Source organism: Paraburkholderia flava (assembly GCF_004359985.1).
Taxonomy (GTDB): domain Bacteria; phylum Pseudomonadota; class Gammaproteobacteria; order Burkholderiales; family Burkholderiaceae; genus Paraburkholderia; species Paraburkholderia flava.
Genome location: NZ_SMRO01000001.1, coordinates 1,907,792 through 1,933,354, shown reverse-complemented (window position 1 = coordinate 1,933,354; position 25,563 = coordinate 1,907,792). Strand labels below are relative to the sequence as shown.

Here is a 25,563-nt window from a genome sequence, read left to right as displayed (position 1 = left end):
CACTCTTCTCAGTGGGCGGAGCCGGGTGCATGACACACCGGCGCCACCGGAATCATCCGGCGTCCGCGTCGCGCACTGCGCGTACGAACGCCGCCATCCGGGCGTGATCCTTCACGCCCTTTGCGCCCGCTACCTCGATGCCGCTGGAGACATCGACCGCGTACGGACGCACGCGATGGATCGCGTCACTGACGTTTTGCGCGTTCAACCCACCACTCAAAACGGCCCGACGCGCGAGCTCTGCTGGAATAAGTGACCAATCGAAGACCTTCCCGCCGCCGCCATAGCCCTCGACATGCGTGTCGAGCAGAAGGCCACTGGCAGCCGAATAGTTAAGTGCCGATTCTACCAAATCGGCTCGCTGAGTATCCGCCGCGACGCGTAACGCGCGCAACCAAGGCAAACCCGCAATGGCGGCGAGCGAGTTGCATTGCGCGGGCGTTTCGTCGCCGTGAAACTGCAGCAGGGTCAGCGGCACGTTGCACGTGACTTCCTGGATCCATTCCGGCGACGCGTTGACGAACAGTCCCACCACCGACACGAACGGCGGAATGTCGCGCGCCATCTCGAGCGCCTGCACGATGCCGACCGAACGCGGGCTCGGCGGATAGAACACGAAGCCAATCGCGTCGGCGCCGAGGTCGATCGCGTGCTCGACGTCGGCGGGGGTTGAAAGACCGCACAGCTTGATTCGCGTCCGGTGCGGTACGGTAGCGGCGGCGCGGGTCTGCTGTGTGGTGTCTGCGTCTGCGGCGGGCGCGGTCTGGTCTCGGTTCATGGCGGAAATCAGTCGGTCCATAAAGTGCTCCACGGTACGCTGCCGGATTGCGGCGGCGGTACCGTGAATATGTCAGGATAGCCGACCTTTGCGAGGTATAACCCGTCTGGCATGAAGGTCGGCGCGGCGCGCGAACGGTCGCGGCCCGCCAGCACGTCGGCCAGCCATTCGACCGGATAGCGGCCACGGCCGACCGCGACGAGGCAGCCCATCAGGTTGCGCACCATGTGATGCAGGAACGCATTCGCACGGAAGCGGAAGTGGATGAAGTCGCCCTGCTGGCGCACGTCGATCTGGTGCAGATGCTTGACCGGCGTCTTCGACTGACATTCCGACGAGCGGAACGCCGAAAAATCATGCTCGCCGATCAGACACGCGGCGGCCGCACGCATCGCGTCGACGTCGAGGGGCGTATGCACCCAGCCCGCACGACCCACGAGCATCGGCGAACGCACCGGATGCACGTAGAGCGCGTAGTAATAAGTCCGCTCGAACGCGGCAAAGCGTGCATGAAACGCGTCCGGCATCGGCTTCGCCCACTGCACGGCGACGCTCTGCGGCAGGAACGCGTTCGTGCCGCGTACCCACGAAAAATCGTCGCGTTGCAGATCAGTGTCGAAATGCGCGACCTGGCCGAGACCGTGCACGCCCGTATCGGTCCGTCCCGCGACGACCGTCTGCAGCGGCGTCTGCGCGAATTCGCGCAGCGCGCGTTCGAGCGCATCCTGGACGGTCTTGCCATGCGACTGCGACTGCCAGCCGTTGAACGCAGCGCCGTCGTACTGGATGCCGAGCGCGATCCGCATCACGACAACGGCGCGAGCGTCGACAGCAACGCGCGCGCTTCGTCGCGCGTGCCGGTGTCGTTCGCGGCGATCACTTCGTTGATCAATGTGCGTGCGCCGTTCAGGTCGCCGAGCGCGATGTATTCCGACGCGAGATCGAGCTTGTTGCGCGCGATCCGGGCGAGTTCTTCCGCCGTGAACGCGGGAATCGGTTGCGCGGGGCTTGGCGGGAGTTCGAGATCGAAGTCGAGGTTTAGGGCGCCGAAGCGGGCTGCGCCGAGGCCGGCGATGGCTGCGGTGGTGGTTGTGGCTGCGGCTGTCTCGGCGGCGGCGTGGGTGGGCTCGGGCGTAGGCGTGAGCTGCTCGGGTGCAGGCGACTCAGTTGAAGCTGTCAGTGGGGGCTGTTCACCTACGTGCGATTCGGTCGAAGCTGTCGGCGCGGGCTGCTCAGTTGCGTGCAACTCGGTCGAAGCTGTCGGCGCGGACTGCTCGTCAATGTGCGATTCGCTTGAGGCTGCCGGCGTCAGCTGCTCAGCTGTATGCGATTCGGTCGACGCCCCAAACACCGGGTGTTCGGCTGCGTGCGGCTCGACCGGGGGAGGCGTCGTCGGAGTGTCTACCAGCGGAGCGGGTTCATCCGGCGTCGGCTCGGGTTCTGCGTGCGTTGTTGCAGGCAGCGGAGGCACATCGACTGCGGGGCCACTGCGCGGCGGCAAAGACAGGTCGAGACTGCCGAACGCGACCATTGCGTCGCGCGGGAACGGTACGGGTACATGGGCCGGTGTCGGCTCGACGGCAGGCGACGGCGTGTCGCGTTCCTCGTCCGCTTCGAGCGAAGCAGGCGGCAACGCGTCGGCGCCAAGTTCGGTCGCCGCGCCAAGACTCGCCGTGGTCGTTGCGTCGTTCAGCGACGGAGCTGCGTCTTCCTTCGCACCATCGACAGGCTGTGGCTCATCAACATGCGGCTGGTTTGCATCGACGGGCTGGATGGTCTGCGTCGGCAATGCCTCGGCACCCAGTGCAGCGGCGGCTGCAAGACTCGCGGCGGTCGTTGCGCCATCGAGCGTCGGATGTTCGGCGACGGCAGTGAGCGTTTCGGCGGGTTTCCCATGCTCGCCATCGTCGTGAACCGTCGAGGCGGGCTCGTCGGCCTCAGGCTCTTGCTCCTTGAGTCGCGCGGCGTAGGCAGCCGCGTCCTTCTCGAGCAGCGTCGCCGGACGCGCAGGAGCGTCGGTCTGCTTCGCGGCATCCGCTGCCGGCTTCGCCGGGCGACGCTTGCGCATCGACAGACCCGTCAGCAACACGACGAGCGCAGCGCCGATCACTGCGCCGATACCCAGTTGAGTCTGCGTGAAGCCGAACTGACCGTCAGTCAACGATGACCCGCTACCAGCCTGCGTCGCCGGAACGGTCGACGCACCAGTCGCAGCGCCCCCACTCGCGGATGTCGAAGCCGCGGATGCGACCGCAGCCGTCGACGCGCCATTGGCACCCGCCTTCGATTGCCCTGTCGATCCGATCCCGTGCTTCTGCAGTTCCATCAGCACGCGGTTCTTCAACGCGAGCAACTGCTGGAGACTCGACACCTGCGCGCGCGGCTGCGACGCCGCCGGAACCGAAGCCGCCCCGGCCGACGCCGCTTCGGGCGCACTCGCGGACTGCTGGATGGTGCCGCTCCACACATGTGCGCCGCTCGCGTGCGCATCCTGCGGCGCGACGGACGGCTGGGACCCGGCTTGCGTCGTATCGGCAGCGGAAGAGGAAGAGGAAGAAGGCGTCGACGAGGCTTGAGCAACCGAAGCGGACGCCGACTGAGCAGCAGTCGCGCCCGCAGCAGAGGAAGCCGCCACCGAAGCCGCGCTCGCCGACGCATTCCCCGTCGGCGCACTTGCTGCCGCACTCTGGCTCGCAGACGTCGACGATGCCCCAGCCGCCGATGCCCCCGCAGCACCCGACGCCCCCACAACCGCCCCCGACGCATCGAGCGTCGGCACATTCATCACCGCACCGATTTTCATCCGGCTCGGGTCGTGCCCCATGAACGCGGCGGGATTCGCGTCGAACAGCGCGCGTGCCGCGCGAGCCAGCGTCGCGCGATCGTGCGACTGCGTCACAGCGATAGCGACGTCGTTCAGCGACTCTCCCGCGCGCACGGTGTACTGCGCAGCCGGCAGACCGATCGCAGAAACAGGCTCGGACGCACCGACAGCGCTGGTCGCACTTACAGCGCTCGAAACGCTCGCCGCACTCGCAGCCGAAGCCGGCGCCCCCTGCGCAACGCAGGTGCCGGTAACAATCAGAAAAGCCGCCGTCGCGGCCGCCGGCCAGCGATACAGGCGACTACGCAACGCAGGTCGCAAAAGACCGGGTTGTCGAACGATCATCGGGACTCCTGGCGCGTCGTCGCGCGGCCTTGTTTGCGATGGATTGAGAACAGGATTCGGAGCACACAATGAAAAAAGCGCCGCGGAATACGCGACGCTTGCAGACTGTCTACGCGTCGTGAGCGCGTAGTTTACTTTACTTGTCGAGCAGAATGCGCAGCATGCGGCGCAGCGGTTCCGCGGCGCCCCACAGCAGCTGGTCACCGACCGTGAATGCGGACAGATATTCGCCGCCCATCGCGAGCTTGCGCAGCCGGCCAACCGGCACCGTCAGCGTGCCCGTCACCACGGCAGGCGACAGATCACGCATCGACGCTTCGCGCTCGTTCGGCACGACCTTCACCCAGTCGTTCGCCGACGCGAGAATGCTGTTCACTTCGTCGAGCGGCACGTCTTTCTTCAGCTTGATCGTCAGCGCCTGCGAGTGGCAGCGCATTGCGCCGATCCGCACGCACAGGCCGTCGACCGGAATCGAACCCGGCGTGCCCATCGCAGGCTTGCCGAGAATCTTGTTGGTTTCGGCGCCGCCCTTCCATTCTTCCTTCGACATGCCGTTGCCGAGATCCTTGTCGATCCACGGAATCAGCGAGCCCGCGAGCGGCACGCCAAAATGGTCGGTCGGCATGCTGTCGCCGTTCATCGCGGCGAGCACGCGGCGGTCGATATCGAGAATCGCCGACGAAGGATCAGCGAGTTCGTTTTGTACCGCGCCGTGCAGCGTGCCCATCTGCGACAGCAGCTCGCGCATGTTCTGCGCGCCCGCGCCCGATGCGGCCTGGTACGTCATCGCCGTCATCCAGTCGATCAGGTTTTCACGGAACAGGCCGCCCAGCGCCATCAGCATCAGGCTGACCGTGCAGTTGCCGCCGATGAAATTCTTCTGGCCCTTCACAAGCGCGTTCTTGATCACGTCGAGGTTGACCGGATCGAGGATGATGACGGCATCGTCCTTCATCCGCAGCGACGATGCCGCGTCGATCCAGTAGCCGTTCCAGCCCGCCGCGCGCAGCTTCGGGAAAATTTCGTTGGTGTAGTCGCCGCCCTGGCACGTGATGACGATGTCGCACTTCTTCAGGTCGTCGATGCTCGACGCGTCCTTGAGCTTTGTCTCGTTTTTGGCGAACGACGGCGCGTTGCCGCCCGCATTGCTGGTGCTGAAAAACACCGGTTCGATAAGGTCGAAATCGCCTTCCTGCTGCATACGTTGCATCAGGACGCTGCCGACCATGCCGCGCCAACCTACGAGACCTACGTTCATGACTTACCCTTCGAGTGGAAACTTCCCCGCTACCTTGCCCGGCGTGACCGCGCGGGGAAGACGGGCGGGCACGACGGACGATCAGCGCTTCGTGATCGTTTTCGGGGTAATCGTTTTGATCGACGTCTTGACGACGATGGCGAACTCAACCGCACGGGCCGTTTTGCCGTGGAGGTTAGAAATCGAGGAGATTTGAGTCATCTTCGCCATGCGGAGAGTCTACACGAAAACCCGAAAACAGCGGTACAGGCCGCCCAAACATGCCATTTTTAGCGCAACGGACCGCGAAAGCGGTCCATTGCGAACTTCACAACCTGAACCCTGCAACAACAACAGACTGCCCAGGATCAGAGCGCTGCCAGCACCGCGTCGCCCATCGCGACCGTACCGATCTGTTTGCAACCCGGCGTCCGGATATCGCCGGTGCGATAGCCCTGCTCCAGCACCGTCTTCACCGCGCGCTCGATGCGATCGGCCTGCTCCACCTTGTTCAACGAGTAGCGCAGCATCATCGCGGCCGACAGGATCGTGGCGAGCGGATTGGCGATGCCCTTGCCCGCGATGTCCGGTGCCGAACCGTGCGACGGTTCGTAGAGACCCTTGTTGTTCTTGTCGAGCGAAGCCGAAGGCAGCATGCCGATCGAGCCCGTCAGCATCGCGGCCTCGTCCGACAGGATGTCGCCGAACATGTTGCCGGTCACGATCACGTCGAATGATTTCGGCGCCTTCACAAGCTGCATCGCCGCGTTGTCGACGTACATGTGCGACAGCTCGACGTCCGCGTATTCCTTCGCGACGTCGATCATCACGTCCCGCCAGAACTGCGACGTTTCAAGCACGTTCGCCTTGTCGACGGAGGTCAGCTGCTTGCCGCGCTTCTGCGCTGCCTGGAACGCGACGTGCGCGATGCGGCGCACTTCGGGCTCCGAATAACGCATCGTGTCGAAGCCTTCCTTCGCGCCGGCGAACGGACCGTCCGGTGCGTCACGCAAACCGCGCGGTGCACCGAAATAAATATCGCCGTTCAGTTCGCGCACGATCAGGATGTCGAGGCCCGAAACGATTTCTTCCTTCAGCGACGACGCACCCGTCAACTGCGGATAGCAGATCGCCGGACGGAAATTCGCGAACAGCTGCAGATGCTTGCGCAGCCCGAGGATGGCCTGCTCCGGACGCAGCGCGCGTTCGAGGTTGTCGTACTTCCAGTCGCCGACCGCGCCGAACAGGATTGCGTCGGCTTCCTTCGCGAGCGCGAGCGTCGAGTCGGGCAGCGGATGGCCCTTCGCCTCGTAACCCGCGCCGCCCACCGGCGCTTCTTCGAGCTCGAACTTTTCGCCGAGTGCATTCAGAACCTTCACGGCCTCGGTGACAATCTCGGGGCCAATGCCGTCGCCCGGCAATACTGCGATTTTCATGCGGAATTCCTTGCTGGTTGCTCTTGGAAGAAACGCTTCAATGAAACGGCCGTGTCAGCCGACGATGCGGTGATTCAGCCACGGCTGCTTCGCGAGACGCTCGGTTTCGAACTGACGAATCAGATCCGAGTGACGTAGCGTAAGGCCGATGTCGTCGAAGCCGTTCAGCAGACAGTACTTGCGGAAACCCGCGACGTCGAACGGATATTCGGCGCCGCCGTCGGTCGTGCGCACGACTTGCGCTTCGAGATCGATCGTCAGCTGGAAGCCGTTGAACGCGTAGGTTTCGTTGAACAGATGATCGACCTGCTGTTCGGTCAGCACGATCGGCAGCACGCCGTTCTTGAAGCAGTTGTTGTAGAAAATATCGGCGAAGCTCGGCGCGATCAGCGCGCGAAAACCGTACTGCTCGAGCGCCCACGGCGCATGTTCGCGCGAGCTGCCGCAGCCGAAGTTCTTGCGCGCGATCAGCACGGACGCGCCTTGATAGCGCGGCTGGTTCAGCACGAAATCGGGATTCAGCGGACGCTTCGAATTGTCCTGCCCAGGTTCGCCGTGATCGAGGTAACGCCATTCGTCGAACGCATTCGGCCCGAAGCCGGTGCGCTTGATCGACTTCAGGAACTGCTTCGGAATGATCGCGTCGGTATCGACGTTCTCGCGATCGAGCGGCGCCACGACGCCCGTGTGTACGATGAATTTATCCATGGCCCATCACCCACCAGAGTTGAGACCGGCACGCGCAACGTGCGATTGAATGCACGATGGCGCGGCCGGTGAAATCGAAAAGCACCGTGCGGCAGCGGATACGCCCCGCACGGCATGGCGACGTATCAATCCGCCGCCTTCTTGATCGCGTGTCCGGCATCGCTCATGTCCTGACCGAAGCCCGAGACTGTGTTGCAACCGGCTAGCCCGACCAGCATGCCGGTCAGCATCAGCAGCGCGGCACGGCGCCAGAACGTGGAGGTCTTCATGGCATTCACCCCAGCTTGCGAATATCGACGAAATGCCCTTCGATGGCCGCAGCCGCCGCCATCGCCGGACTGACCAGATGGGTGCGCCCGCCCGCGCCCTGACGTCCTTCGAAGTTGCGGTTCGACGTCGACGCGCAACGCTCGCCCGGATCGAGCCGGTCGGCATTCATCGCGAGGCACATCGAGCAGCCCGGCGCACGCCATTCGAAACCGGCGTCGGTGAACACCTTGTCGAGCCCTTCGCGTTCGGCCTGCGCCTTCACGAGACCGGAGCCCGGCACCACCATTGCGAGCCGGATGGTCGGCGCAACGCGCCGACCGAGCTTCTTCACGACGTACGCGGCCGCGCGCAGATCTTCGATACGTGCGTTCGTGCACGAGCCGATGAACACCTTGTCCGGCTTGATCGATTCGATCGGCAGGTTCGGTTCGAGCGCCATGTATTGCAGCGCGCGTTCGATCGCACCGCGCTTCACCGGATCTTTTTCACGCTCGGGATCGGGCACGCGACCGTCGATCGACGTGACCATTTCCGGCGATGTGCCCCACGTGACCTGCGGCACGATTTCAGCCGCGTTCAGTTCGACCACGCGATCGAAATGCGCACCCGCATCCGAATTGAACTGCTTCCAGTATTCGACGGCCTGATTCCATTCGACGCCCTGCGGCGAGAACGGACGGCCCTTCAGGTATTCGATGGTTGTATCGTCGACGGCGACCATGCCGGCGCGCGCGCCCGCTTCGATCGCCATGTTGCAGACGGTCATGCGGCCTTCCATCGTCAGCGAACGGATGGTCGAGCCGCCGAATTCGATTGCGTAGCCGGTGCCGCCCGCGGTGCCGATCTTGCCGATGATCGCGAGCACGATGTCCTTCGCGGTGCAGCCGCGCGGCAGCGCGCCTTCCACCTTGACGAGCATGTTCTTGCTCTTCTTTTGCAGCAGCGTCTGCGTGGCCAGCACGTGCTCGACTTCCGACGTGCCGATGCCGTGCGCGAGCGCACCGAACGCGCCGTGCGTGGACGTGTGTGAATCGCCGCACACGATCGTCATGCCCGGCAGCGTCGCGCCCTGCTCCGGCCCGATGATGTGCACGATGCCCTGACGCATGTCGTTCATCTTGAACTGCGTGATGCCGTACGCGTCGCAGTTCGAATCGAGCGTATCGACCTGCAGCTTCGAGACGGGATCGGTGATGCCGTGCGAACGGTCGGTGGTCGGCACGTTGTGATCGGACACGGCCAGGTTTGCGCTGATGCGCCACACCGGGCGCTCGTTCAGCTTCAGACCTTCGAACGCCTGCGGGCTCGTGACTTCGTGCAGCAGGTGCCGGTCGATATAGAGAATCGTGGTGCCGTCTTCTTCCGTGTGGACCACATGCGTGTTCCACAATTTGTCGTAGAGAGTCTGTGCCATGGTATGCGGGTAGTAATGACGGAAGCGCGGACTACAAGCGGTCCGTGTGCGGTCGATTATGCCACGCAGCTCACGCGTTTTGCTGGCAGCCCGAGCAGAAAACCGATAAAAAACATGGGGTTGGCTGGTAGTGGCGATACCTGTATCGGAGGCACCCGGCATATCCTCCGTGTACCTCGCCCATGCACGCGTTCGCCGCTTAAGCTCGGGCAGCGAACCCCAGTTGCGCGCGACCCGACTCCGTCAGATCGCTCTCTCCAGCACGCCCGACAAAATCCGTCTCGAAGTGATCGCCCGGAAAATCCGGCGGACTCTCGCCGCTCAGAAAAGCCGGCAACTGACGCTTCAGATACGCGTCGTTCTTCGCGCACGATGGCGCCGCCGCGATGTACATCACGTTGCTGTCGCCGGCGCCACGATGCACGTCTTCGACCGAATGCACGACGTCCGCGTGCCAGAACACCGCGTCGCCGGGTTGCATCTGAGGAATCGGCACAACTGCATCGAGTAGCGGTGCGTGCCACTCGGGCTTGATCGACAGCGCGCGCGCCGGTTGCGCGCCGCACAGTGCGTCGTCGGGCACGTCGTCCTGCAGCGCGCGCAGGATCACCCAGGCCATCGCATTCGCAACGGGGATCAATTGCAGCGTGCCGTCGCCGGGGCCTTGCGGTGTCAGCGCGGTCCAGCCCTGGAACGTGCGGAACATCGAGCACACTGCCGGCGACGCAATCTCCTGCACGTCAGGTCGCCATGCGGCATCGAACGGATCGTACGCACGCCAGTTGCCCGACAACACGTGCCGATAGACGCGCTGAAAATTCGGATCGAGCCAGCGTTCGACCGAGCCGCCATCGACATGCGGCGACAGGCCCAGCGATTCCGAACCCGGCGGACGCCGGCGAATCCGGTCGGCGTAGGCCGGCACGTGGTCCGGATCGAAATGCTGCCGCCCTTCGCTATGCGCGCGCCACAGACGATTCAGGAACACACGTGTGCGCGTGAGTGCCACCGACTGCCGCGCGGCGACCTGCGGCTTCGACCAGTACACGCCATAGATTTGCGGCTTGCTCGACGACAACGTGCCGAAGTATTTATCCTCGGCGCGATGCGCGAGACGCTCGTCGAGCCGGTTGCTTGCGACGTATTCGCCGATCTCGTCGTTCCAGTCGCTCGCCTGGCGCGCGTCGAACACGCCGCGCACGACGCACGCGCCGCGCGTGCGCAGTTGCGCGACCGTCGCTGGATCGACATCGTCCGCAGCGATCGACGCGTAGTTGAAGACCGGAATCGTATCCACGCCACGCGCGTGGTCGCGGCGAATCGCATCGACCTGCCGCACGATCTCACCTTCGAGTTCGCGAAACACGCGGGCGTAGTCGGGCAGCGCGGCGCGTAGCGCGCGTTTCGTCGAGCGGATCGCGTCGGGCAGGTTGTCGATGACGAGCGGCATGGGAGGTCTCCTCGTGAGTCGGTTGTAGGTGCGCGGTTGCGTCGAAACGTGCAGCCAAGATTAGGCGCGTTCGACAACCGGAAGCCATGCTTTCCTGCCAACTATCGATACAATCCAGACATTCGCCGCTTTCCAGTTTTCATCCTAACGACTGGACGATTCTCATGAAGCCCCAGTACGAACGCGTGACGATCCCCGACGGCTGTTCGGTGCGCGTCTATCACCGGCAGCTCGCGCAGATTCCGTTCGAGTGGCATCACCATCCCGAATACGAACTCACGCTGACGATGAACAGCCGGGGTCGTCGTTTCGTCGGCGATCACGTCGGCGACTATGCGGGCGACGATCTCGTGCTCGTGCCGCCGGACATGCCGCACACGTGGGCGTCGAGCGCGCCGCTGAAAGCGCGCGAGCCGCAGGTGGCGATCGTCGTGTGGTTCAGCGGGGATTGGGTGCGGCGCATCGCCGACTGCTGTCCCGAGTTCGCCGCGCTACGCTCGCTGTTGCGTCGCGCTGCGCCGGGGCTCCAGTTCACAGCGGAGACGGCCGCCGCGATGCGGGCACGCGTGCCCGACCTGCTGGATGCTGAGCCCCGTCGTCGACTCGCGGCGGTGCTCGACGTGCTCGCGCTCGTCGCGGAAGACGACGCGCAGCCGCTCGCAGCACCTGGCGCGCATGCAAGCACGAGAGCAGGCAGCGCGCCCGAGGCCGAGCGGTTGAACCGCGTACTCGATCTACTCGACCGGCGTTTCGCGGAGCCGCTGCGAATGGCCGACCTGTGCGCCGTCGCGAATCTGTCGGAACGCTCGCTGCATCGTCATTTCGTCCGGCATGTCGGCGAGAGTGTCGGGCGTTATCTGAGCCGTGTGCGCATCGCGTATGCGACGCGGCAACTCACCGATACGACCTGGCCGATCGCAGTCATCGCGGCGAAGGCGGGCTTCCCGAATCTCGCCAATTTCAACCGGCAGTTTCTCGCGGCGCGTGGAATGACGCCGGGCACGTGGCGGCGTTTTTTCGAAACCCATGGGCACACGCCGCCGGCTGCTTCGGACACGCCGGCGCTCGATGCACGACCGCCTTCGCTTGAACACGCGCCCGCTGCACGGCAACGGTTGAAAACGGCTCAGCATTCGCGTTGATTGCGCCGCGTACTAAACTGGCCAGCAAAAACAAGGAGGCGATCGTGACCGACCTTTCCTCAGATCAACTCGACGAGCACGCGGCAACCTTCGAACGCGACGGCATGGTCGTCCTGAAGCACCATTTCCCGAAGGCGACCTTGATCGCGTGGCGCGCAGCGTTCGAGCCGCTACTGCGTGAGCGCATCGCATCGGGCACGACGGCCGTTCGCGGCGATCACCGGCACTACATCACGTTGCCGTTCGCGGGCGTGTTCGCCGACGAAAGCATCTTCTGCGACCCGACGATTCTCGGCATCGTCGAGCGCGTCGCGGGCGACGATCCGGTGATGTGCCAGCTCGCAACCGACACGCCGCTGAACGGGTCGACCTATCAGGACGTTCATCGCGACACGCCGCCGCTCTTCGACGTGCTTCCGGAAACGCCGTCGTTCCAGCTTGCGGTCAACTTTCCGCTCTGCGACGTCACGCTCGAAAACGGCCCGTTCGAAACAACGCTCGGCACGCATCGGATGCGTCCGGACGAAGCACAGCGAGCATGGCAAGAAAAGCGCGTCGACTTGCACGCGATCGAAATGGAACTCGGCGACGTGATGATCCGCGACGTCCGCGCGTTGCATCGAGGCACGCCGAATCGAACCGACGAGCCGCGGCCGATGGTCGTGATCGGCTACAGCCGAAGCTGGTACTTCCGGCCCGAGGTTCATATCGATGTGCCGGTCGACATCGACCGGCGCCTCAGCCCACGCGCGAAACGGCTGCTGCGCCACATGCCGCGCGTCGGCTCACTCGATGCGCCGGGTACGCCAGAGGCCTATCAAAAGTTCGCGTACTAAAACCGGCTTCGACAAAGCCGCCAACACACACAAAACAAAACGCCCCGACGGATAACCCGCCGGGGCGTTTTTACGAAGCGATGCGATGCGTCGCGCGCAACTGCCGCGCGACAGCGACAGCTTTTAACGCTTGTCGACAGCCTTAGCTTCGCGCGGCGTTTCGCCGACGAACAGCTGACGCGGACGACCGATCTTCTGTTCCGGATCAGCGATCATTTCGTTCCACTGCGCAATCCAGCCGACCGTGCGAGCCATCGCGAAGATGCACGTGAACATCGACGTCGGGATACCCAGCGCGCGCTGCACGATGCCCGAGTAGAAGTCGACGTTCGGGTACAGCTTGCGCGACACGAAGTATTCGTCTTCCAGCGCGATCTTTTCGAGTTCCATCGCGAGCTTGAACAGCGGATCGTCGTGCAGGCCCAGTTCTTCGAGCACTTCGTAGCACGTCTCGCGCATCAGCTTCGCACGCGGATCGTAATTCTTGTACACGCGGTGACCGAAGCCCATCAGCTTCACGCCGGAGTTCTTGTCCTTCACCTGCTTGATGAATTCGGGGATGTTGTCGACCGAGCCGATTTCTTCCAGCATGTTCAGCGCGGCTTCGTTCGCGCCGCCGTGCGCCGGGCCCCACAGACACGCGATACCCGCAGCGATACACGCGAACGGATTCGCACCCGACGAACCGGCAAGACGCACCGTCGACGTCGACGCATTCTGTTCGTGATCCGCATGCAGGATCAAGATGCGGTCGAGCGCGCGCACCAGCACGTCGTTGACCTTGTATTCCTCACACGGATTCGAGAACATCATCCGCATGAAATTCGCGCTGTACGACAGCTCGTTGCGCGGATAAACGAACGGCTGGCCGATGCTGTACTTGTACGCCATCGCGACCAGCGTCGGCAGCTTCGCGATCATGCGGATCGCCGACACTTCACGGTGACGCGGGTTATTGATGTCGAGCGAGTCGTGATAGAACGCCGACAGCGCGCCCACTGCCGCGACCAGAATCGCCATCGGGTGCGCATCGCGACGGAAGCCGCGGAAGAAGAACTGCATCTGCTCGTGCACCATCGTGTGCTTCGTGACGGTGTCTTCGAACTCGGCTTTCTGCTCGGCGTTCGGCAGTTCGCCCTTCAGCAGCAGGTAGCAGGTTTCGAGGAAGTCGGCGTTCTGCGCGAGGTTGTCGATCGGATAACCGCGATACAGCAGTTCGCCCTTGTCGCCGTCGATGTACGTGATGGCCGAGTTACACGCCGCCGTCGACATGAAGCCCGGGTCGTACGTGAACTTGCCGGTCTGGCCGTACAGTTTGCGGATGTCGATCACGTCCGGGCCCATCGTGCCCTTGTAGATCGGCATTTCAACGCTAGGCGAGTTGTCGCTGAACGATAGCGTGGCTTTTACATCAGACGGGGTCATGGCACATCCTCAATCGAAGAATAGAAACAGGGTTTCGATAATCTGCACGCCCGGCGGCACCGGTGGCGGTGCCCGCGTGCACTACTTGCGCTGCCTGCCTGTACTCGCGACGCTCACGCGGTACGCAACAGCTGCAGCACCCGTATGACATCCGGGGCGGCAAGGTCGCCTTCAGGTTCCTTGCGCACGAGCAGCAAGTCCATCAGGTCGTTATCGCTCAGCTCGAGCAGGCGCGTGAGTGCGCCGACGTCGGCATCGCTGAGGTCATGCTCGTATTTGCCGAAAAAACGCTCGAAAATCAGATCGTTTTCCAGCAGACCACGCCGCGCGCGCCAGCGAAGGCGCGCGCGGCGCAGCGGGTCGGACTGGTGCGCGGTTACGTCCATGTCAGACATCAGACCGTGCGGCGAACCATCAATTCCTTGATCTTGCCGATCGCCTTCGTCGGGTTCAGGCCCTTCGGGCACACGTCGACGCAGTTCATGATCGTATGGCAGCGGAACAGACGGTACGGATCTTCCAGATTGTCCAGACGCTCGCCGGTCGCTTCGTCGCGGCTATCCGCGATGAAACGGTAGGCTTGCAGCAGGCCGGCCGGGCCGACGAACTTGTCCGGATTCCACCAGAAGCTCGGGCACGACGTCGAGCAGCTCGCGCACAGAATGCACTCGTACAGGCCGTCGAGCTCGTCGCGTTCTTCCGGCGACTGCAGACGTTCCTTTTCCGGCGGCGGCGTATCGTTGATCAGGTACGGCTTGATCGAGTGATACTGGTTGAAGAACTGCGTGAAGTCGCAGATCAGGTCGCGCACGACGGGCAGGCCCGGCAGCGGACGCAGCACGATCTTCTGCGGCAGGTCGTTCATGTTCTGCAGACACGCCAGACCATTCTTGCCGTTGATGTTCATCGCGTCCGAGCCGCACACGCCTTCGCGGCACGAACGACGGAACGACAGCGTTTCGTCGACGGCCTTCAGCTTGATGAGCGCGTCGAGCAGCATGCGTTCGTGCGAGTCGATCTCGATCTCGTAGGTTTGCATGCGCGGCGCTGCGTCCTTGTCCGGATCGTAGCGGTAGATTTCAAATGTACGCTTGGCCATGTCAGGTTCCTTTGATTCGGCTCGGGCTTAGAACGTCCGCGCTTTCGGCGGTACCGATTCGACTGTCAGCGGCTTCATGTGCACCGGCTTGTAATCGAGGCGATCGCCTTCGCTGAACCACAGCGTGTGACGCAGCCAGTTTTCGTCGTCGCGATGATCGAAGTCGCTTTGCGCGTGCGCGCCGCGGCTTTCCTTCCGCGCTTCGGCGGAGACCATCGTCGCGCGTGCCACTTCGATCAGGTTCGCCAGTTCGAGCGCTTCGACGCGCGCGGTGTTGAACACCTTCGACTTGTCCTTCAGATGCACGTTGTGCACACGCTCGGACAGTTCCTTCACCTTCTCGACGCCTTCGGCCAGCAGCTTCGACGTGCGGAATACGCCGGCATGCGCCTGCATCGACGAGCGGATGTCGTTCGCGATGGCCTGCGTGTATTCGCCCGACGAGGATTTGTCGAGCTTGTCGAGACGGGCAAGCGCGAAGTCGGCGGCATCGGCCGGCAGCGGCTTGTGCTCCTTCTGCTCCTTCACGTGCTTGACGATGTGGTTGCCGGCTGCGCGGCCGAACACCACGAGGTCGAGCAGCGAGTTCGTGCCGAGACGGTTCGCACCGTGCACCGACACGCACGAGCATTCGCCGACCGCGTAGAAACCGTTGACCGGCTCTTCGTGATCACGCGACGTACCGACGACCTGGCCGTGCATGTTCGTCGGGATACCGCCCATCTGATAGTGGATGGTCGGCACGACCGGGATCGGTTCCTTGATGCAGTCGACGTTCGCGAACTTCAGCGCGATTTCGCGGATCGACGGCAGACGCTTCAGGATCGTCTCCGCGCCGATGTGCGACAGATCGAGCAGCACGTGATCCTTGTTCGGACCGACGCCGCGACCTTCCTTGATTTCCTGGTCCATCGAACGCGAGACGAAGTCGCGCGGCGCCAGATCCTTCAGCGTCGGCGCGTAGCGCTCCATGAAGCGCTCGCCGTCCGAGTTACGCAGAATGCCGCCTTCGCCACGCACGCCTTCGGTAATCAGCACGCCTGCGCCGGCCACGCCAGTGGGGTGGAACTGCCAGAACTCCATGTCCTGCAGCGCGATGCCCGAGCGGGCCGCCATGCCGAGGCCGTCGCCGGTGTTGATGAACGCGTTGGTCGACGCCGCGAAGATCCGCCCTGCACCGCCGGTGGCGAACAGCGTGGTCTTGCCTTCGAGGATGTAGACGTCACCCGTTTCCATTTCGAGCGCGGTGACGCCGAGCACGTCGCCGTCGGCGTCGCGGATCAGATCGAGCGCCATCCATTCGACGAAGAACTGCGTCTTCGCCGCAACGTTCTGCTGATACAGCGTGTGCAGCAGTGCGTGACCAGTACGGTCGGCTGCCGCGCACGCGCGCTGCACCGGCTTCTCGCCATAGTTCGCGGTGTGGCCGCCGAACGGACGTTGATAGATCGTGCCGTCGGCGTTGCGGTCGAACGGCATGCCCATGTGTTCGAGCTCGTACACGGCGTTCGGCGCTTCACGGCACATGAACTCGATCGCGTCCTGGTCGCCGAGCCAGTCGGAACCCTTGATCGTGTCGTAGAAGTGGTAGTGCCAGTTGTCTTCGCTCATGTTGCCGAGCGATGCACCGATGCCGCCCTGCGCCGCGACGGTGTGCGAACGCGTCGGGAACACTTTCGACAGCACGCAGACCGACAGGCCCGCACGCGCGAGTTGCAGCGACGCGCGCATACCCGAGCCGCCCGCGCCGACGATGACCACGTCGAAACGGCGACGCGGCAGACCATTCTTGATTGCAGCCATTCTTTACACTCTCCAGAGAATCTGCGCAGCGTAGCCCGCGCATGCGAGCAGCCAGACGATCGTCAGCGCTTGAAGCACCAGCCGCGTGCCGACGGGCTTCACGTAGTCCATCCAGATGTCGCGGATACCGACCCACGCGTGATAGAACAGCGAGAGCAGCGCGACGAACGTGGCGAGCTTCATCCATTGCATCGCGAAGATCGACGCCCAGCCTTCATAGGAGAAGTCCTGTGCACCGAAGAACAGCGCCAGCAGGATCACGGTGTAGACCGCCATCACGACGGCGGTGATGCGTTGCGCGAGCCAGTCGCGCAGACCGTAATGCGCGCCGACGACGAGACGCTTCGGGCCGATTCGATTGTGGGCTGACATTTTTTTAGAAGGCTCCGAAGAGTTTCGCCGCGAAAGCGAGCGTGAGAAGCGACGACACGACGAAAACGATGATCGACGTCCGCTTGCCGTTTTCCTTCGACACCGCGTGGTGGTTCGTATCCATCACGAGGTGACGGATGCCGGCGCAGAAGTGGAACAGGAACGCCCACGCGAGAACCAGCGTGATGAGCTTGACGATGATGTTGGAGAGGACGGCCTTGAAGACTTCGAAGCTGAGTTCGGAAGTGAGGCTCTGCGAGAAGAGGTAAAGCAGGAACGGAAGGAAGAGGAAGAGCAGCGCACCACTCACGCGATGCAGGATCGACAGTCGCCCCGCTAGCGGGAGACGGTATGCCGTCAAGATCTGCCCGATACCGATGTTCCGGAACTCCGGCCTCGGCTTTTTTACGGCTTCAGTCATGCTAGACCCCTACTATGTAGTCACACTAATCCGCAATTTTAGCGCCTTTTTATATCGCGCTGCAGCGAAAAGCCATGCCGGACCCGCGTTAAACCTCTACGCGGCACGCGGCGAGAGCGCGCTCCGACAGCCTCGCGCGCGGTTCGCGCAGGCCGTCGCACCGTGCTTCAACTCAAGTCGTTCTGATAGTAATACCCGGTTGTGACATACCATCCACGACGCACTTCGACCGGTCGATCGCCGTAGGTGTACGACACGCGTTCCACCGACAATAGCGGGAAACCGGCAGGGACGTGCAGCAACTCGGCAACCGCAGGATCGGCGGCCACCGCGCGGATTTTCTCCGACGCGCGGATCATCCGTGTGCCGAACTCGGTCTCGAACATCGCGTAGAGCGGGCCTTTGTACTCCGACAGCCGCTCGAGCGTGAGGCCGCGGAACACGCCGCCCGGCAGCCAGATTTCGTCGAGCACCGTGGTCTCGCCGTCGAACTGCAGCAGACGTCTGATCAGCACGACGGGATCGGCGGGTTTCAGTTCGAGTTGCCGCGCGATCTCGGCCGGCGCGCGCAAACGCCGACATTCGAGCAGATGGCTGACGTGCGGATGTTCGACGCCGTCGTCGGCGAGCAAACGCAGAAAGCGGAACTGCGCGCGGTCTTCATTGTGCGTTGCAACGAACGTGCCCTTGCCCTGACGGCGCACCAACAGGTTATCGGCGGCGAGTTCGTCGATTGCCTTGCGCACCGTGCCCTGACTCACCTTGTAGCGCGCGGCCAGCTCGACTTCGCTCGGAATGATTTCACCCGGCTTCCATTCGCCCGATTCGAGGCCCTGCGTAATGAGCCCTTTGATCTGCTGATACAGCGGGCTGAACGTGGGCGAAGCGGGTACGATGCCGGTGGGAACAGAGGAAGCAGCAGGCGTGGAAGCGTTTGAAGAAGCGTTTGAAGAAACCGCGGACGATCCGCCCTGCGCGGCACCAGGCAAACCATCGCCCGAGCCTGCCTGGCCGGTGGAATTCGCAGCGCTCGCCTGGTTCGAAGTCATCTTTCCATTTCATCATAAAGGCCTGTCCGGCGTCCAGCCTTTTCCCGCCAACACTTATGTCTTATATAAGACATAAGATAATGTTGACTTTGCGTCGGTCGACTCCTACACTCCTTGGCGAGCAAGGGTTTGCGGGAAGTTGGCGGTCGTTGTCCACATGGCCGCCGCACACCGAAAAAGCCGCCCTGCACATGCTGTTACCCTCACGCAGTCCAGCTTTCGCCTGGCTCGCCGGTCCGTCCGACGCTCGCCGAAACGCGCTGTAGCAGGAGCCGGCACGCAGCGGCCAACGCGATGTCCGTGACGCTCCGCAATCCGCTCGGTTGCACAGGTTATCCGGCACGGCGATAACGCCGCAGCGTCCTCGAGCTTCCGTTTATTCCCACAGAAGTTCACGCGCAGCGAATTCCGCCGTGTTTCACCGACGCTTCTGGTGGCGCGCATATAAAATGGCGTTTTCCCCTAGCGTCTAACGCATCGTCCTGGAGATTTCTCAATGGCTAAGCCCGCAAAGCGTGTTGCCGTCACCGGCGCCGCAGGTCAAATCGGTTACTCGCTGCTGTTCCGCATCGCGAACGGCGACATGCTCGGCAAGGACCAGCCGGTGATCCTGCAACTGCTCGACCTGCCGCAGGCGCAGGCAGCCGTCAAAGGCGTCGTGATGGAGCTCGAAGACTGCGCGTTCCCGCTGCTCGCGGGCGTCGTGGTCACCGACGATCCGAAGGTCGCGTTCAAGGACGCCGACGTCGCGCTGCTGGTTGGTGCCCGCCCGCGTTCGAAGGGCATGGAGCGCAAGGACCTGCTGTCGGCCAACGCCGAAATCTTCACGGTGCAAGGCAAGGCGCTGAACGAAGTCGCGAGCCGCGACATCAAGGTGCTGGTGGTCGGCAACCCGGCGAACACGAACGCGTACATCGCGATGAAGTCCGCACCGGATCTGCCGAAGAAGAACTTCACGGCCATGCTGCGTCTCGACCACAACCGCGCGCTGTCGCAACTCGCGGCGAAGTCGGGCAAGCCGGTCGCATCGATCGAAAAGCTCGCCGTGTGGGGCAACCACTCGCCGACGATGTACCCGGACTTCCGCGTCGCCACGGCTGACGGCCAGGACCTCACGAAGCTGATCAACGACGACGAATGGAACCGCAACACGTTCATCCCGACCGTCGGCAAGCGCGGCGCGGCGATCATCGAAGCGCGCGGCCTGTCGTCGGCGGCATCGGCAGCCAACGCGGCGATCGATCACGTGCGTGACTGGGTGCTCGGTACGAACGGCAAGTGGGTGACGATGGGCATCCCGTCGGACGGCTCGTACGGCATCCCCGAAGACATCGTCTACGGCGTGCCGGTCACCTGCGAAAACGGCGAGTACAAGCGCGTGGAAGGCCTGGCCATCGACGCGTTCTCGCGCGAGAAGATGGATCACACGCTGAACGAACTGCTCGAGGAACGCGACGGCGTCCAGCATCTGCTGGGCTGAACCACGCGATGAAACCGGGCCTGCCATACTGAGCAACTAAGTGCGGCGGGTGCCGGTTCGGGTTCTGGTTTTCGCACGCCCGGTCCTGACATGCGAACCTGTGCGCGGCGCGTGCTTCAAGCGCCGCATGCGAGATTCGCGTCCGATCCGGATGCGTTTTGTCCGCCGCGTTGCTGCACGTTAGTGCTACGCCGCCCAGAACGCGCCCGAATCGGTTTCCCCCACGACACAAGCCACGCCCCTCACGTCGAAGATGCGCGCACTCACACCCGCCGAAGTGCTGTTTGACGGCGAAGCGCCCCCTGCCGTTCTGCCTGCCTGCGATCACTACGCCGGCAGCGAAAAGCTGATGCTGAAGTCGCTCGCGCTTCAGCAGGAGCTGGGTCCGGTATTCGACATCACACTCGACTGCGAAGACGGCGCCCAGGTGGGCCATGAAGCGGAACACGCGGAACTCGTCGCGTCGCTCATCGGCGGCGAGCACGACCGCTTCGGCCGCGTCGGTGTCCGCATCCACGACTACGCGCATCCGCACTGGCGCGACGACGTACGCGTCATTCTGCGTGCGGCGCAACGTGCACCCGCCTACATCGCGCTGCCGAAAATCCGCAACGTCCCCGATGCCGCCGAGATGTGTGCGTTCATCGAAGCGACGCGCCGCGAACTCGGCATCGCACAACCGGTGCCGGTTCAACTGCTCGTCGAAACGCACGGCGCGCTCGCGCGCGTGTTCGATCTCGCCGCGTTGCCCAGTGTCGAAGCGCTGAGCTTCGGCCTGATGGATTTCGTTTCCGCGCACGACGGCGCGATCCCCGACAGCGCGATGCGCTCGCCCGGTCAGTTCGATCATCCGCTGGTGCGTCGCGCGAAGCTCGAGATCGCGGCCGCGTGCCACGCGCACGGCAAGGTGCCATCGCACAACGTATCGACCGAAGTGCGCGACATGACGGTCGTTGCGAACGACGCCGCACGCGCGCGCAACGAGTTCGGCTATACGCGGATGTGGAGCATCCATCCGGCGCAGGTGCCCGTCATCGTCGCGGCCTTCGCGCCACGCGACGACGAAATCGCCACCGCTGCCGAGATCCTGCTCGCCGCGCAACACGCGCAGTGGGGCCCGACGCGTCACGGCGACACGCTGCACGATCGCGCGAGCTATCGCTACTACTGGTCGGTGCTGCGACGTGCGCGCTCGACGGGCCGCAACGTACCCGCCGAAGCAGCCCCGCTGTTCGCCTCTTCTTCTGCTGATAAAGGAGTTCGCGCATGACGACCCGCACGAATCCGTCTGCCGGCGCGGCATTCCGCGCAGCAGTGGCCGCCGAAAAGCCGTTGCAGATCGTCGGCGCCATCAACGCGAACCACGCACTGCTCGCGCAGCGCGCGGGCTTCAAGGCCATCTACGTGTCAGGCGGCGGCGTCGCGGCCGGCTCGCTCGGCTTGCCCGACCTCGGCATCTCGACGCTCGACGACGTGCTCACCGATGTGCGCCGCATCACCGACGTCTGCGATCTGCCGCTGCTCGTCGATGTCGATACCGGCTTCGGTCCGTCGGCGTTCAACATCGCGCGGACCGTGAAGGCGTTGACCAAGGCCGGCGCGGGCGCGATGCACATTGAAGACCAGGTCGGCGCAAAGCGTTGCGGTCACCGGCCGGGCAAGGCGATCGTGTCGCAGGACGAGATGGTCGACCGGATCAAGGCCGCCGTCGACGCGCGCACCGACCCAGACTTCGTCGTGATGGCACGCACCGATGCGCTCGCGGTCGAAGGCCTGCAGGCCGCGATCGATCGCGCAGCCGCATGCGTCGAAGCCGGCGCCGACATGATCTTCCCGGAAGCGATGACCGAACTCGGCATGTACCGGCAGTTCGTGCAGGCCGTGAAGGTGCCGGTGCTCGCGAACATCACCGAGTTCGGCTCGACGCCGCTCTTCACGGTTGACGAACTGCGTAGCGCCGACGTGTCGCTGGTGCTCTATCCGCTGTCCGCATTCCGCGCGATGAACCGCGCCGCTGAAAACGTTTACCACGCGATCCGCCGCGACGGCACGCAGCAGGCTGTTGTCGATACGATGCAGACGCGCGCCGAGCTATACGAAAGCATCGGCTATCACGCGTACGAGCAGAAACTCGACGCGCTGTTCAACCAGAAGAAGTGAGCAGGCCCACAGGAGATTGCAGCAGATGAGCGAGACGAAAGACAACGCCGCGCAACCCGCCGCTCAACCGGGTGCAGCAGCCTTCAAACCGAAAAAATCCGTCGCACTGTCAGGCGTGACGGCGGGCAACACCGCGCTGTGCACGGTCGGCCGGACCGGCAACGATCTGCACTATCGTGGCTACGACATTCTCGACCTCGCCGGTGCGTGCGAATTCGAAGAGATCGCGTACCTGCTCGTCCACGACAAGCTGCCCAACGCCGCCGAACTCGCTGCGTACAAGACGAAGCTGCATGCACTGCGTGGTCTGCCCGCGAACCTGAAGGCCGCGCTCGAATGGCTGCCCGCATCCGCGCATCCAATGGACGTGATGCGCACCGGCGTCTCGGTGCTCGGCACCGTGCTGCCCGAGAAGGACGACCACAATCTGCCCGGCTCGCGTGACATCGCCGATCGCCTGATGGCGTCGCTCGGTTCGATGCTGCTGTACTGGTATCACTACTCGCACAACGGCCGGCGCATCGAGGTCGAGACCGACGACGAATCGATCGGTGGCCACTTTCTGCATCTGCTGCATGGACGTGCACCGTCGAAGTCGTGGGTCGATGCGATGCACGTGTCGCTGAACCTGTACGCAGAGCATGAATTCAATGCATCGACGTTCACCGGTCGTGTGATCGCCGGTACGGGCTCGGACATTTACTCGGCGATCACCGGTGCGATCGGCGCGTTGCGCGGACCGAAGCACGGCGGCGCAAACGAAGTCGCGTTCGAGATCCAGTCGCGCTACGCGAGCCCCGATGAAGCCGAAGCCGACATCCGCCGCCGCGTGGAAAACAAGGAAGTCGTGATCGGCTTCGGGCATCCGGTGTACACGATCTCCGATCCGCGCAACAAGGTGATCAAGGAAGTCGCGAAGAAGCTGTCGAAGGAAGCATCGGACACGAAGCTGTTCGACATCGCCGAGCGACTCGAGAAGGTGATGTGGGATGCGAAGAAGATGTTCCCGAATCTCGACTGGTTCAGCGCCGTGTCGTATCACCAGATGGGCGTGCCGACCGCGATGTTCACACCGCTGTTCGTGATCGCGCGCACGGCTGGCTGGAGCGCACACATCATCGAGCAACGCATCGACAACAAGATCATCCGGCCGAGCGCGAATTACACCGGCCCCGAGAATTTGAAGTTCGTGCCGCTAAATAGGAGAAAATAGCGTCCGCTGTTCGCTTCGCGGCGCGGGGAACCCGACCCGAGGGGGTCGCATCCCGAGCTATTCAAACATTTCAACATATCGACATAAAGGCTTCTTCCCATGAATAAACTGCTGATCGCTGCCGCCGCTGGCGTGCTGTCCACGGCGTTGCTCGCCGCCGCGCCCGAAGCATTCGCTCAAGCCGCGTCCACCACGACGGCCACGACCAAAGCCAAGCCCAAGGCGAAGCCGCGCGCACCGGCGCCGAAGAACCGCCTGATCAAGCGCAAGCCGAACGCCGCGAAGGCAGCGAAGGTCGATCCGGTACCGGACGGTTCGGAAAAGTGGTCGTGCGACGAAGGTCTGTCGTTCGATCTGAAGGGCGACATGAAGCGTGACCAGATCGTCACCGTGCACTGGGGCAGCAAGAACTACAACCTGCCGCGCGAAGCCACGACGACGGGCGCCGACCGCTTCCACGACGCCGCTTCGGGCATGGACCTCGTCGTGATCCCGACGAAGGCCATGTTGTTCTCGGACAAGGACAGCTCGCGTCTCGCCGATGAGTGCAAGACCGCCGCGATGCAGCAAGGCGCGCCGGCTCCGACGCAGTCGAACGAGCTGATCAAGAACCCGAACAACTAATCGTTCACACCAGGAACCTCCGATGTCCGCACCGATTTCAAACGTCCGGCCCGAGCCGGATCAAGTACTCGTCGATATCGTCGACTACGTGCTCGGCTACGCAATCGACAGCACGCTTGCGCTCGAAACCGCGCGCAACTGCCTGATCGACACGCTCGGCTGCGGACTCGAAGCGCTCTCCTACCCCGCCTGCACCAAGCTGATGGGCCCGATCGTGCCCGGCACGATCGTCCCCCATGGCGCCAAGGTCCCCGGCACGCAGTTCCAGCTCGACCCGGTGCAGGCCGCATTCAATATCGGCGCGATGATCCGCTGGCTCGACTTCAACGACACGTGGCTTGCCGCCGAGTGGGGTCATCCGTCGGACAATCTGGGCGGCATCCTCGCGACCGCCGACTGGCTTTCGCGTAACGCCGTCGCCGTGGGTAAAAAGCCGCTCGCGATGAAGGACGTGCTGGTCGCGATGGTCAAGGCTCATGAGATTCAAGGCTGCATCGCGCTCGAGAATTCGTTCAACAAGGTCGGGCTCGATCACGTGCTGCTGGTGAAGCTCGCGTCGACGGCGGTGGTCGGTCAGCTGCTCGGCCTCACGCGCGACGAGCTGATCAATGCGGTGTCGCTGGCGCTGGTCGATGGCCAGTCGCTGCGTACGTACCGTCATGCTCCGAACACTGGCTCGCGCAAGTCGTGGGCCGCAGGCGATGCGACGTCGCGCGCCGTGCGCCTCGCGCTGATCGCGAAGACCGGCGAGATGGGTTACCCGTCGGTGCTGACCGCAAAGACCTGGGGCTTCTATGACGTGCTGTTCAAGGGCAATGCGTTCAAGTTCCAGCGCCCGTACGGCAGCTACGTGATGGAAAACGTGCTGTTCAAGATTTCGTTCCCGGCCGAGTTCCATTCGCAGACCGCGGTCGAAGCGGCGATGACGCTGCACGGCCAGCTGAAGGCGAGGGGCAAGACCGTCGAAGACATCGCGAAGATCACGATCCGCACGCACGAAGCAGCGATCCGCATCATCGACAAGCAGGGTCCGCTCGCGAATCCGGCCGATCGCGATCACTGCATCCAGTACATGATTGCCGTGCCGCTGATCCACGGCCGCCTGACCGCCGCCGATTATGAAGACTCGATCGCGCAGGACGCGCGCATCGACGTGCTGCGCGCGAAGATGACCTGCGTCGAAGACACGCAGTTCACGAAGGATTATCACGATCCGGAGAAGCGTTCGATCGCCAACGCGCTGACCGTCGAGTTCACCGACGGCACGACGCTCGACGAGGTCGCGGTCGAATACCCGATCGGCCACCGTCGTCGTCGCACCGACGGCATTCCGCTGCTGGTCGAGAAATTCCGCACGAACCTCGCGCGACGCTTTCCGGTCAAGCAGCAGCAAGCCATTCTCGACGTCTCGCTCGATCAGGCACGGCTCGAAGCCATGCCTGTTCACGAGTATGTCGATCTGTATGTGATCTAGTTC

At 63.5% G+C, this 25,563-nt stretch carries 25 protein-coding genes; 8 read left to right on the top strand and 17 right to left on the bottom strand.

The window, feature by feature from the left end:
* Positions 1-52: 52 nt before the first annotated feature.
* The 10 genes from E1748_RS08570 to E1748_RS08530 form a co-directional block, all read right to left on the bottom strand.
* Positions 53-778: a phosphoribosylanthranilate isomerase gene (locus E1748_RS08570; RefSeq protein WP_133647306.1), complete on the bottom strand. Its 726-nt coding sequence runs from the start codon at positions 776-778 to the stop codon at positions 53-55.
* 8 nt (positions 779-786) lie between these two features.
* Entirely contained in the window at positions 787-1,584 is a 798-nt protein-coding gene (gene truA, locus E1748_RS08565) for a tRNA pseudouridine(38-40) synthase TruA (RefSeq protein ID WP_166653552.1), read from the bottom strand.
* Entirely contained in the window at positions 1,584-3,947 is a 2,364-nt protein-coding gene (locus E1748_RS08560) for a FimV/HubP family polar landmark protein (RefSeq protein WP_133646659.1), read from the bottom strand. Before E1748_RS08560 ends, truA begins: the two co-directional genes overlap by 1 nt.
* Positions 3,948-4,083: 136 nt before the next feature.
* Complete coding sequence (asd, locus tag E1748_RS08555) at positions 4,084-5,205, bottom strand: aspartate-semialdehyde dehydrogenase (RefSeq protein WP_133646658.1); 1,122 nt, start codon at positions 5,203-5,205, stop codon at positions 4,084-4,086.
* A gap of 81 nt (positions 5,206-5,286) precedes the next feature.
* A complete protein-coding gene (locus tag E1748_RS31905; protein ID WP_276324031.1) occupies positions 5,287-5,415 on the bottom strand; it encodes a hypothetical protein in 129 nt (42 codons plus the stop codon).
* Positions 5,416-5,552: 137 nt separating this feature from the next.
* Entirely contained in the window at positions 5,553-6,620 is a 1,068-nt protein-coding gene (leuB, locus tag E1748_RS08550) for a 3-isopropylmalate dehydrogenase (RefSeq protein ID WP_133646657.1), read from the bottom strand.
* Between the two features lie 54 nt (positions 6,621-6,674).
* Entirely contained in the window at positions 6,675-7,328 is a 654-nt protein-coding gene (gene leuD / locus E1748_RS08545; RefSeq protein WP_133646656.1) for a 3-isopropylmalate dehydratase small subunit, read from the bottom strand.
* Between the two features lie 125 nt (positions 7,329-7,453).
* Positions 7,454-7,597 (bottom strand): entericidin A/B family lipoprotein, encoded by a 144-nt coding sequence (locus tag E1748_RS08540; protein WP_133646655.1) that lies wholly within the window; start codon positions 7,595-7,597, stop codon positions 7,454-7,456.
* A 5-nt stretch (positions 7,598-7,602) separates the two neighbouring features.
* Positions 7,603-9,012: a 3-isopropylmalate dehydratase large subunit gene (gene leuC / locus E1748_RS08535; protein ID WP_133646654.1), complete on the bottom strand. Its 1,410-nt coding sequence runs from the start codon at positions 9,010-9,012 to the stop codon at positions 7,603-7,605.
* Positions 9,013-9,211: 199 nt separating this feature from the next.
* Positions 9,212-10,462: a DUF1479 domain-containing protein gene (locus E1748_RS08530; protein ID WP_133646653.1), complete on the bottom strand. Its 1,251-nt coding sequence runs from the start codon at positions 10,460-10,462 to the stop codon at positions 9,212-9,214.
* A 164-nt stretch (positions 10,463-10,626) separates the two neighbouring features.
* Here E1748_RS08530 and E1748_RS08525 point away from each other — a divergent pair, with 164 nt between their 5' ends.
* Positions 10,627-11,604 (top strand): helix-turn-helix domain-containing protein, encoded by a 978-nt coding sequence (locus tag E1748_RS08525; protein ID WP_133646652.1) that lies wholly within the window; start codon positions 10,627-10,629, stop codon positions 11,602-11,604.
* A gap of 44 nt (positions 11,605-11,648) precedes the next feature.
* Entirely contained in the window at positions 11,649-12,440 is a 792-nt protein-coding gene (locus tag E1748_RS08520; RefSeq protein ID WP_240766412.1) for a phytanoyl-CoA dioxygenase family protein, read from the top strand.
* 123 nt (positions 12,441-12,563) lie between these two features.
* Here the strand turns inward: E1748_RS08520 and gltA are convergent, their stop codons facing one another.
* From gltA to E1748_RS08485, 7 genes are all read right to left on the bottom strand, one after another.
* On the bottom strand, positions 12,564-13,865 hold the full coding sequence (gltA, locus tag E1748_RS08515) for a citrate synthase (RefSeq protein WP_133646651.1): 1,302 nt from the start codon (positions 13,863-13,865) through the stop codon (positions 12,564-12,566).
* Between the two features lie 113 nt (positions 13,866-13,978).
* On the bottom strand, positions 13,979-14,251 hold the full coding sequence (locus tag E1748_RS08510) for an FAD assembly factor SdhE (RefSeq protein WP_133647304.1): 273 nt from the start codon (positions 14,249-14,251) through the stop codon (positions 13,979-13,981).
* An 8-nt stretch (positions 14,252-14,259) separates the two neighbouring features.
* Positions 14,260-14,964 carry a succinate dehydrogenase iron-sulfur subunit gene (locus E1748_RS08505; protein ID WP_133646650.1) on the bottom strand — a complete coding sequence of 235 codons (705 nt, stop codon included), beginning with the start codon at positions 14,962-14,964 and terminating at the stop codon, positions 14,260-14,262.
* Positions 14,965-14,991: 27 nt separating this feature from the next.
* Positions 14,992-16,767, bottom strand: a complete 1,776-nt coding sequence (sdhA, locus tag E1748_RS08500; protein WP_133646649.1) for a succinate dehydrogenase flavoprotein subunit — start codon at positions 16,765-16,767, stop codon at positions 14,992-14,994.
* 3 nt (positions 16,768-16,770) lie between these two features.
* Positions 16,771-17,139: a succinate dehydrogenase, hydrophobic membrane anchor protein gene (sdhD, locus tag E1748_RS08495; protein ID WP_133646648.1), complete on the bottom strand. Its 369-nt coding sequence runs from the start codon at positions 17,137-17,139 to the stop codon at positions 16,771-16,773.
* Between the two features lie 4 nt (positions 17,140-17,143).
* A complete protein-coding gene (gene sdhC / locus E1748_RS08490; protein ID WP_133646647.1) occupies positions 17,144-17,560 on the bottom strand; it encodes a succinate dehydrogenase, cytochrome b556 subunit in 417 nt (138 codons plus the stop codon).
* A 167-nt stretch (positions 17,561-17,727) separates the two neighbouring features.
* Positions 17,728-18,609, bottom strand: a complete 882-nt coding sequence (locus E1748_RS08485; RefSeq protein WP_133646646.1) for a GntR family transcriptional regulator — start codon at positions 18,607-18,609, stop codon at positions 17,728-17,730.
* A 496-nt stretch (positions 18,610-19,105) separates the two neighbouring features.
* Here E1748_RS08485 and E1748_RS08480 point away from each other — a divergent pair, with 496 nt between their 5' ends.
* The 6 genes from E1748_RS08480 to E1748_RS08455 all read left to right on the top strand — a co-directional run bounded on the left by E1748_RS08480 (position 19,106) and on the right by E1748_RS08455 (position 25,560).
* Positions 19,106-20,089, top strand: coding sequence for a malate dehydrogenase (locus E1748_RS08480; RefSeq protein ID WP_133646645.1), 984 nt, complete (start codon positions 19,106-19,108; stop codon positions 20,087-20,089).
* A 253-nt stretch (positions 20,090-20,342) separates the two neighbouring features.
* Complete coding sequence (locus E1748_RS08475; RefSeq protein WP_133646644.1) at positions 20,343-21,359, top strand: HpcH/HpaI aldolase/citrate lyase family protein; 1,017 nt, start codon at positions 20,343-20,345, stop codon at positions 21,357-21,359.
* The gene (prpB, locus tag E1748_RS08470) at positions 21,356-22,249 is read left to right on the top strand and encodes a methylisocitrate lyase (RefSeq protein WP_133646643.1); all 894 of its coding nucleotides are present in this window, start codon (positions 21,356-21,358) and stop codon (positions 22,247-22,249) included. Before E1748_RS08475 ends, prpB begins: the two co-directional genes overlap by 4 nt.
* A gap of 25 nt (positions 22,250-22,274) precedes the next feature.
* On the top strand, positions 22,275-23,462 hold the full coding sequence (gene prpC / locus E1748_RS08465; RefSeq protein WP_133646642.1) for a bifunctional 2-methylcitrate synthase/citrate synthase: 1,188 nt from the start codon (positions 22,275-22,277) through the stop codon (positions 23,460-23,462).
* A gap of 99 nt (positions 23,463-23,561) precedes the next feature.
* Complete coding sequence (locus E1748_RS08460; RefSeq protein ID WP_133646641.1) at positions 23,562-24,086, top strand: hypothetical protein; 525 nt, start codon at positions 23,562-23,564, stop codon at positions 24,084-24,086.
* A 22-nt stretch (positions 24,087-24,108) separates the two neighbouring features.
* The gene (locus E1748_RS08455; protein WP_133646640.1) at positions 24,109-25,560 is read left to right on the top strand and encodes a bifunctional 2-methylcitrate dehydratase/aconitate hydratase; all 1,452 of its coding nucleotides are present in this window, start codon (positions 24,109-24,111) and stop codon (positions 25,558-25,560) included.
* The last annotated feature ends 3 nt before the right edge of the window (positions 25,561-25,563 follow it).

Coding starts and splice junctions, on each gene's coding strand:
- E1748_RS08560 (WP_133646659.1), bottom strand. CDS start 3,947: ATGATCGTTCGACAACCCGGTCTTTTGCGACCTGCGTTGCGTAGTCGC.
- E1748_RS08505 (WP_133646650.1), bottom strand. CDS start 14,964: ATGGCCAAGCGTACATTTGAAATCTACCGCTACGATCCGGACAAGGAC.
- leuD (WP_133646656.1), bottom strand. CDS start 7,328: ATGGATAAATTCATCGTACACACGGGCGTCGTGGCGCCGCTCGATCGC.
- E1748_RS08485 (WP_133646646.1), bottom strand. CDS start 18,609: ATGACTTCGAACCAGGCGAGCGCTGCGAATTCCACCGGCCAGGCAGGC.
- E1748_RS08455 (WP_133646640.1), top strand. CDS start 24,109: ATGTCCGCACCGATTTCAAACGTCCGGCCCGAGCCGGATCAAGTACTC.
- sdhD (WP_133646648.1), bottom strand. CDS start 17,139: ATGTCAGCCCACAATCGAATCGGCCCGAAGCGTCTCGTCGTCGGCGCG.
- prpC (WP_133646642.1), top strand. CDS start 22,275: ATGAGCGAGACGAAAGACAACGCCGCGCAACCCGCCGCTCAACCGGGT.
- asd (WP_133646658.1), bottom strand. CDS start 5,205: ATGAACGTAGGTCTCGTAGGTTGGCGCGGCATGGTCGGCAGCGTCCTG.
- prpB (WP_133646643.1), top strand. CDS start 21,356: ATGACGACCCGCACGAATCCGTCTGCCGGCGCGGCATTCCGCGCAGCA.
- E1748_RS08475 (WP_133646644.1), top strand. CDS start 20,343: ATGCGCGCACTCACACCCGCCGAAGTGCTGTTTGACGGCGAAGCGCCC.
- E1748_RS08540 (WP_133646655.1), bottom strand. CDS start 7,597: ATGAAGACCTCCACGTTCTGGCGCCGTGCCGCGCTGCTGATGCTGACC.
- E1748_RS08460 (WP_133646641.1), top strand. CDS start 23,562: ATGAATAAACTGCTGATCGCTGCCGCCGCTGGCGTGCTGTCCACGGCG.
- E1748_RS08510 (WP_133647304.1), bottom strand. CDS start 14,251: ATGGACGTAACCGCGCACCAGTCCGACCCGCTGCGCCGCGCGCGCCTT.
- E1748_RS08525 (WP_133646652.1), top strand. CDS start 10,627: ATGAAGCCCCAGTACGAACGCGTGACGATCCCCGACGGCTGTTCGGTG.
- E1748_RS08530 (WP_133646653.1), bottom strand. CDS start 10,462: ATGCCGCTCGTCATCGACAACCTGCCCGACGCGATCCGCTCGACGAAA.
- E1748_RS08570 (WP_133647306.1), bottom strand. CDS start 778: ATGAACCGAGACCAGACCGCGCCCGCCGCAGACGCAGACACCACACAG.
- sdhA (WP_133646649.1), bottom strand. CDS start 16,767: ATGGCTGCAATCAAGAATGGTCTGCCGCGTCGCCGTTTCGACGTGGTC.
- leuC (WP_133646654.1), bottom strand. CDS start 9,012: ATGGCACAGACTCTCTACGACAAATTGTGGAACACGCATGTGGTCCAC.
- leuB (WP_133646657.1), bottom strand. CDS start 6,620: ATGAAAATCGCAGTATTGCCGGGCGACGGCATTGGCCCCGAGATTGTC.
- gltA (WP_133646651.1), bottom strand. CDS start 13,865: ATGACCCCGTCTGATGTAAAAGCCACGCTATCGTTCAGCGACAACTCG.
- truA (WP_166653552.1), bottom strand. CDS start 1,584: ATGCGGATCGCGCTCGGCATCCAGTACGACGGCGCTGCGTTCAACGGC.
- E1748_RS31905 (WP_276324031.1), bottom strand. CDS start 5,415: ATGGCGAAGATGACTCAAATCTCCTCGATTTCTAACCTCCACGGCAAA.
- E1748_RS08480 (WP_133646645.1), top strand. CDS start 19,106: ATGGCTAAGCCCGCAAAGCGTGTTGCCGTCACCGGCGCCGCAGGTCAA.
- sdhC (WP_133646647.1), bottom strand. CDS start 17,560: ATGACTGAAGCCGTAAAAAAGCCGAGGCCGGAGTTCCGGAACATCGGT.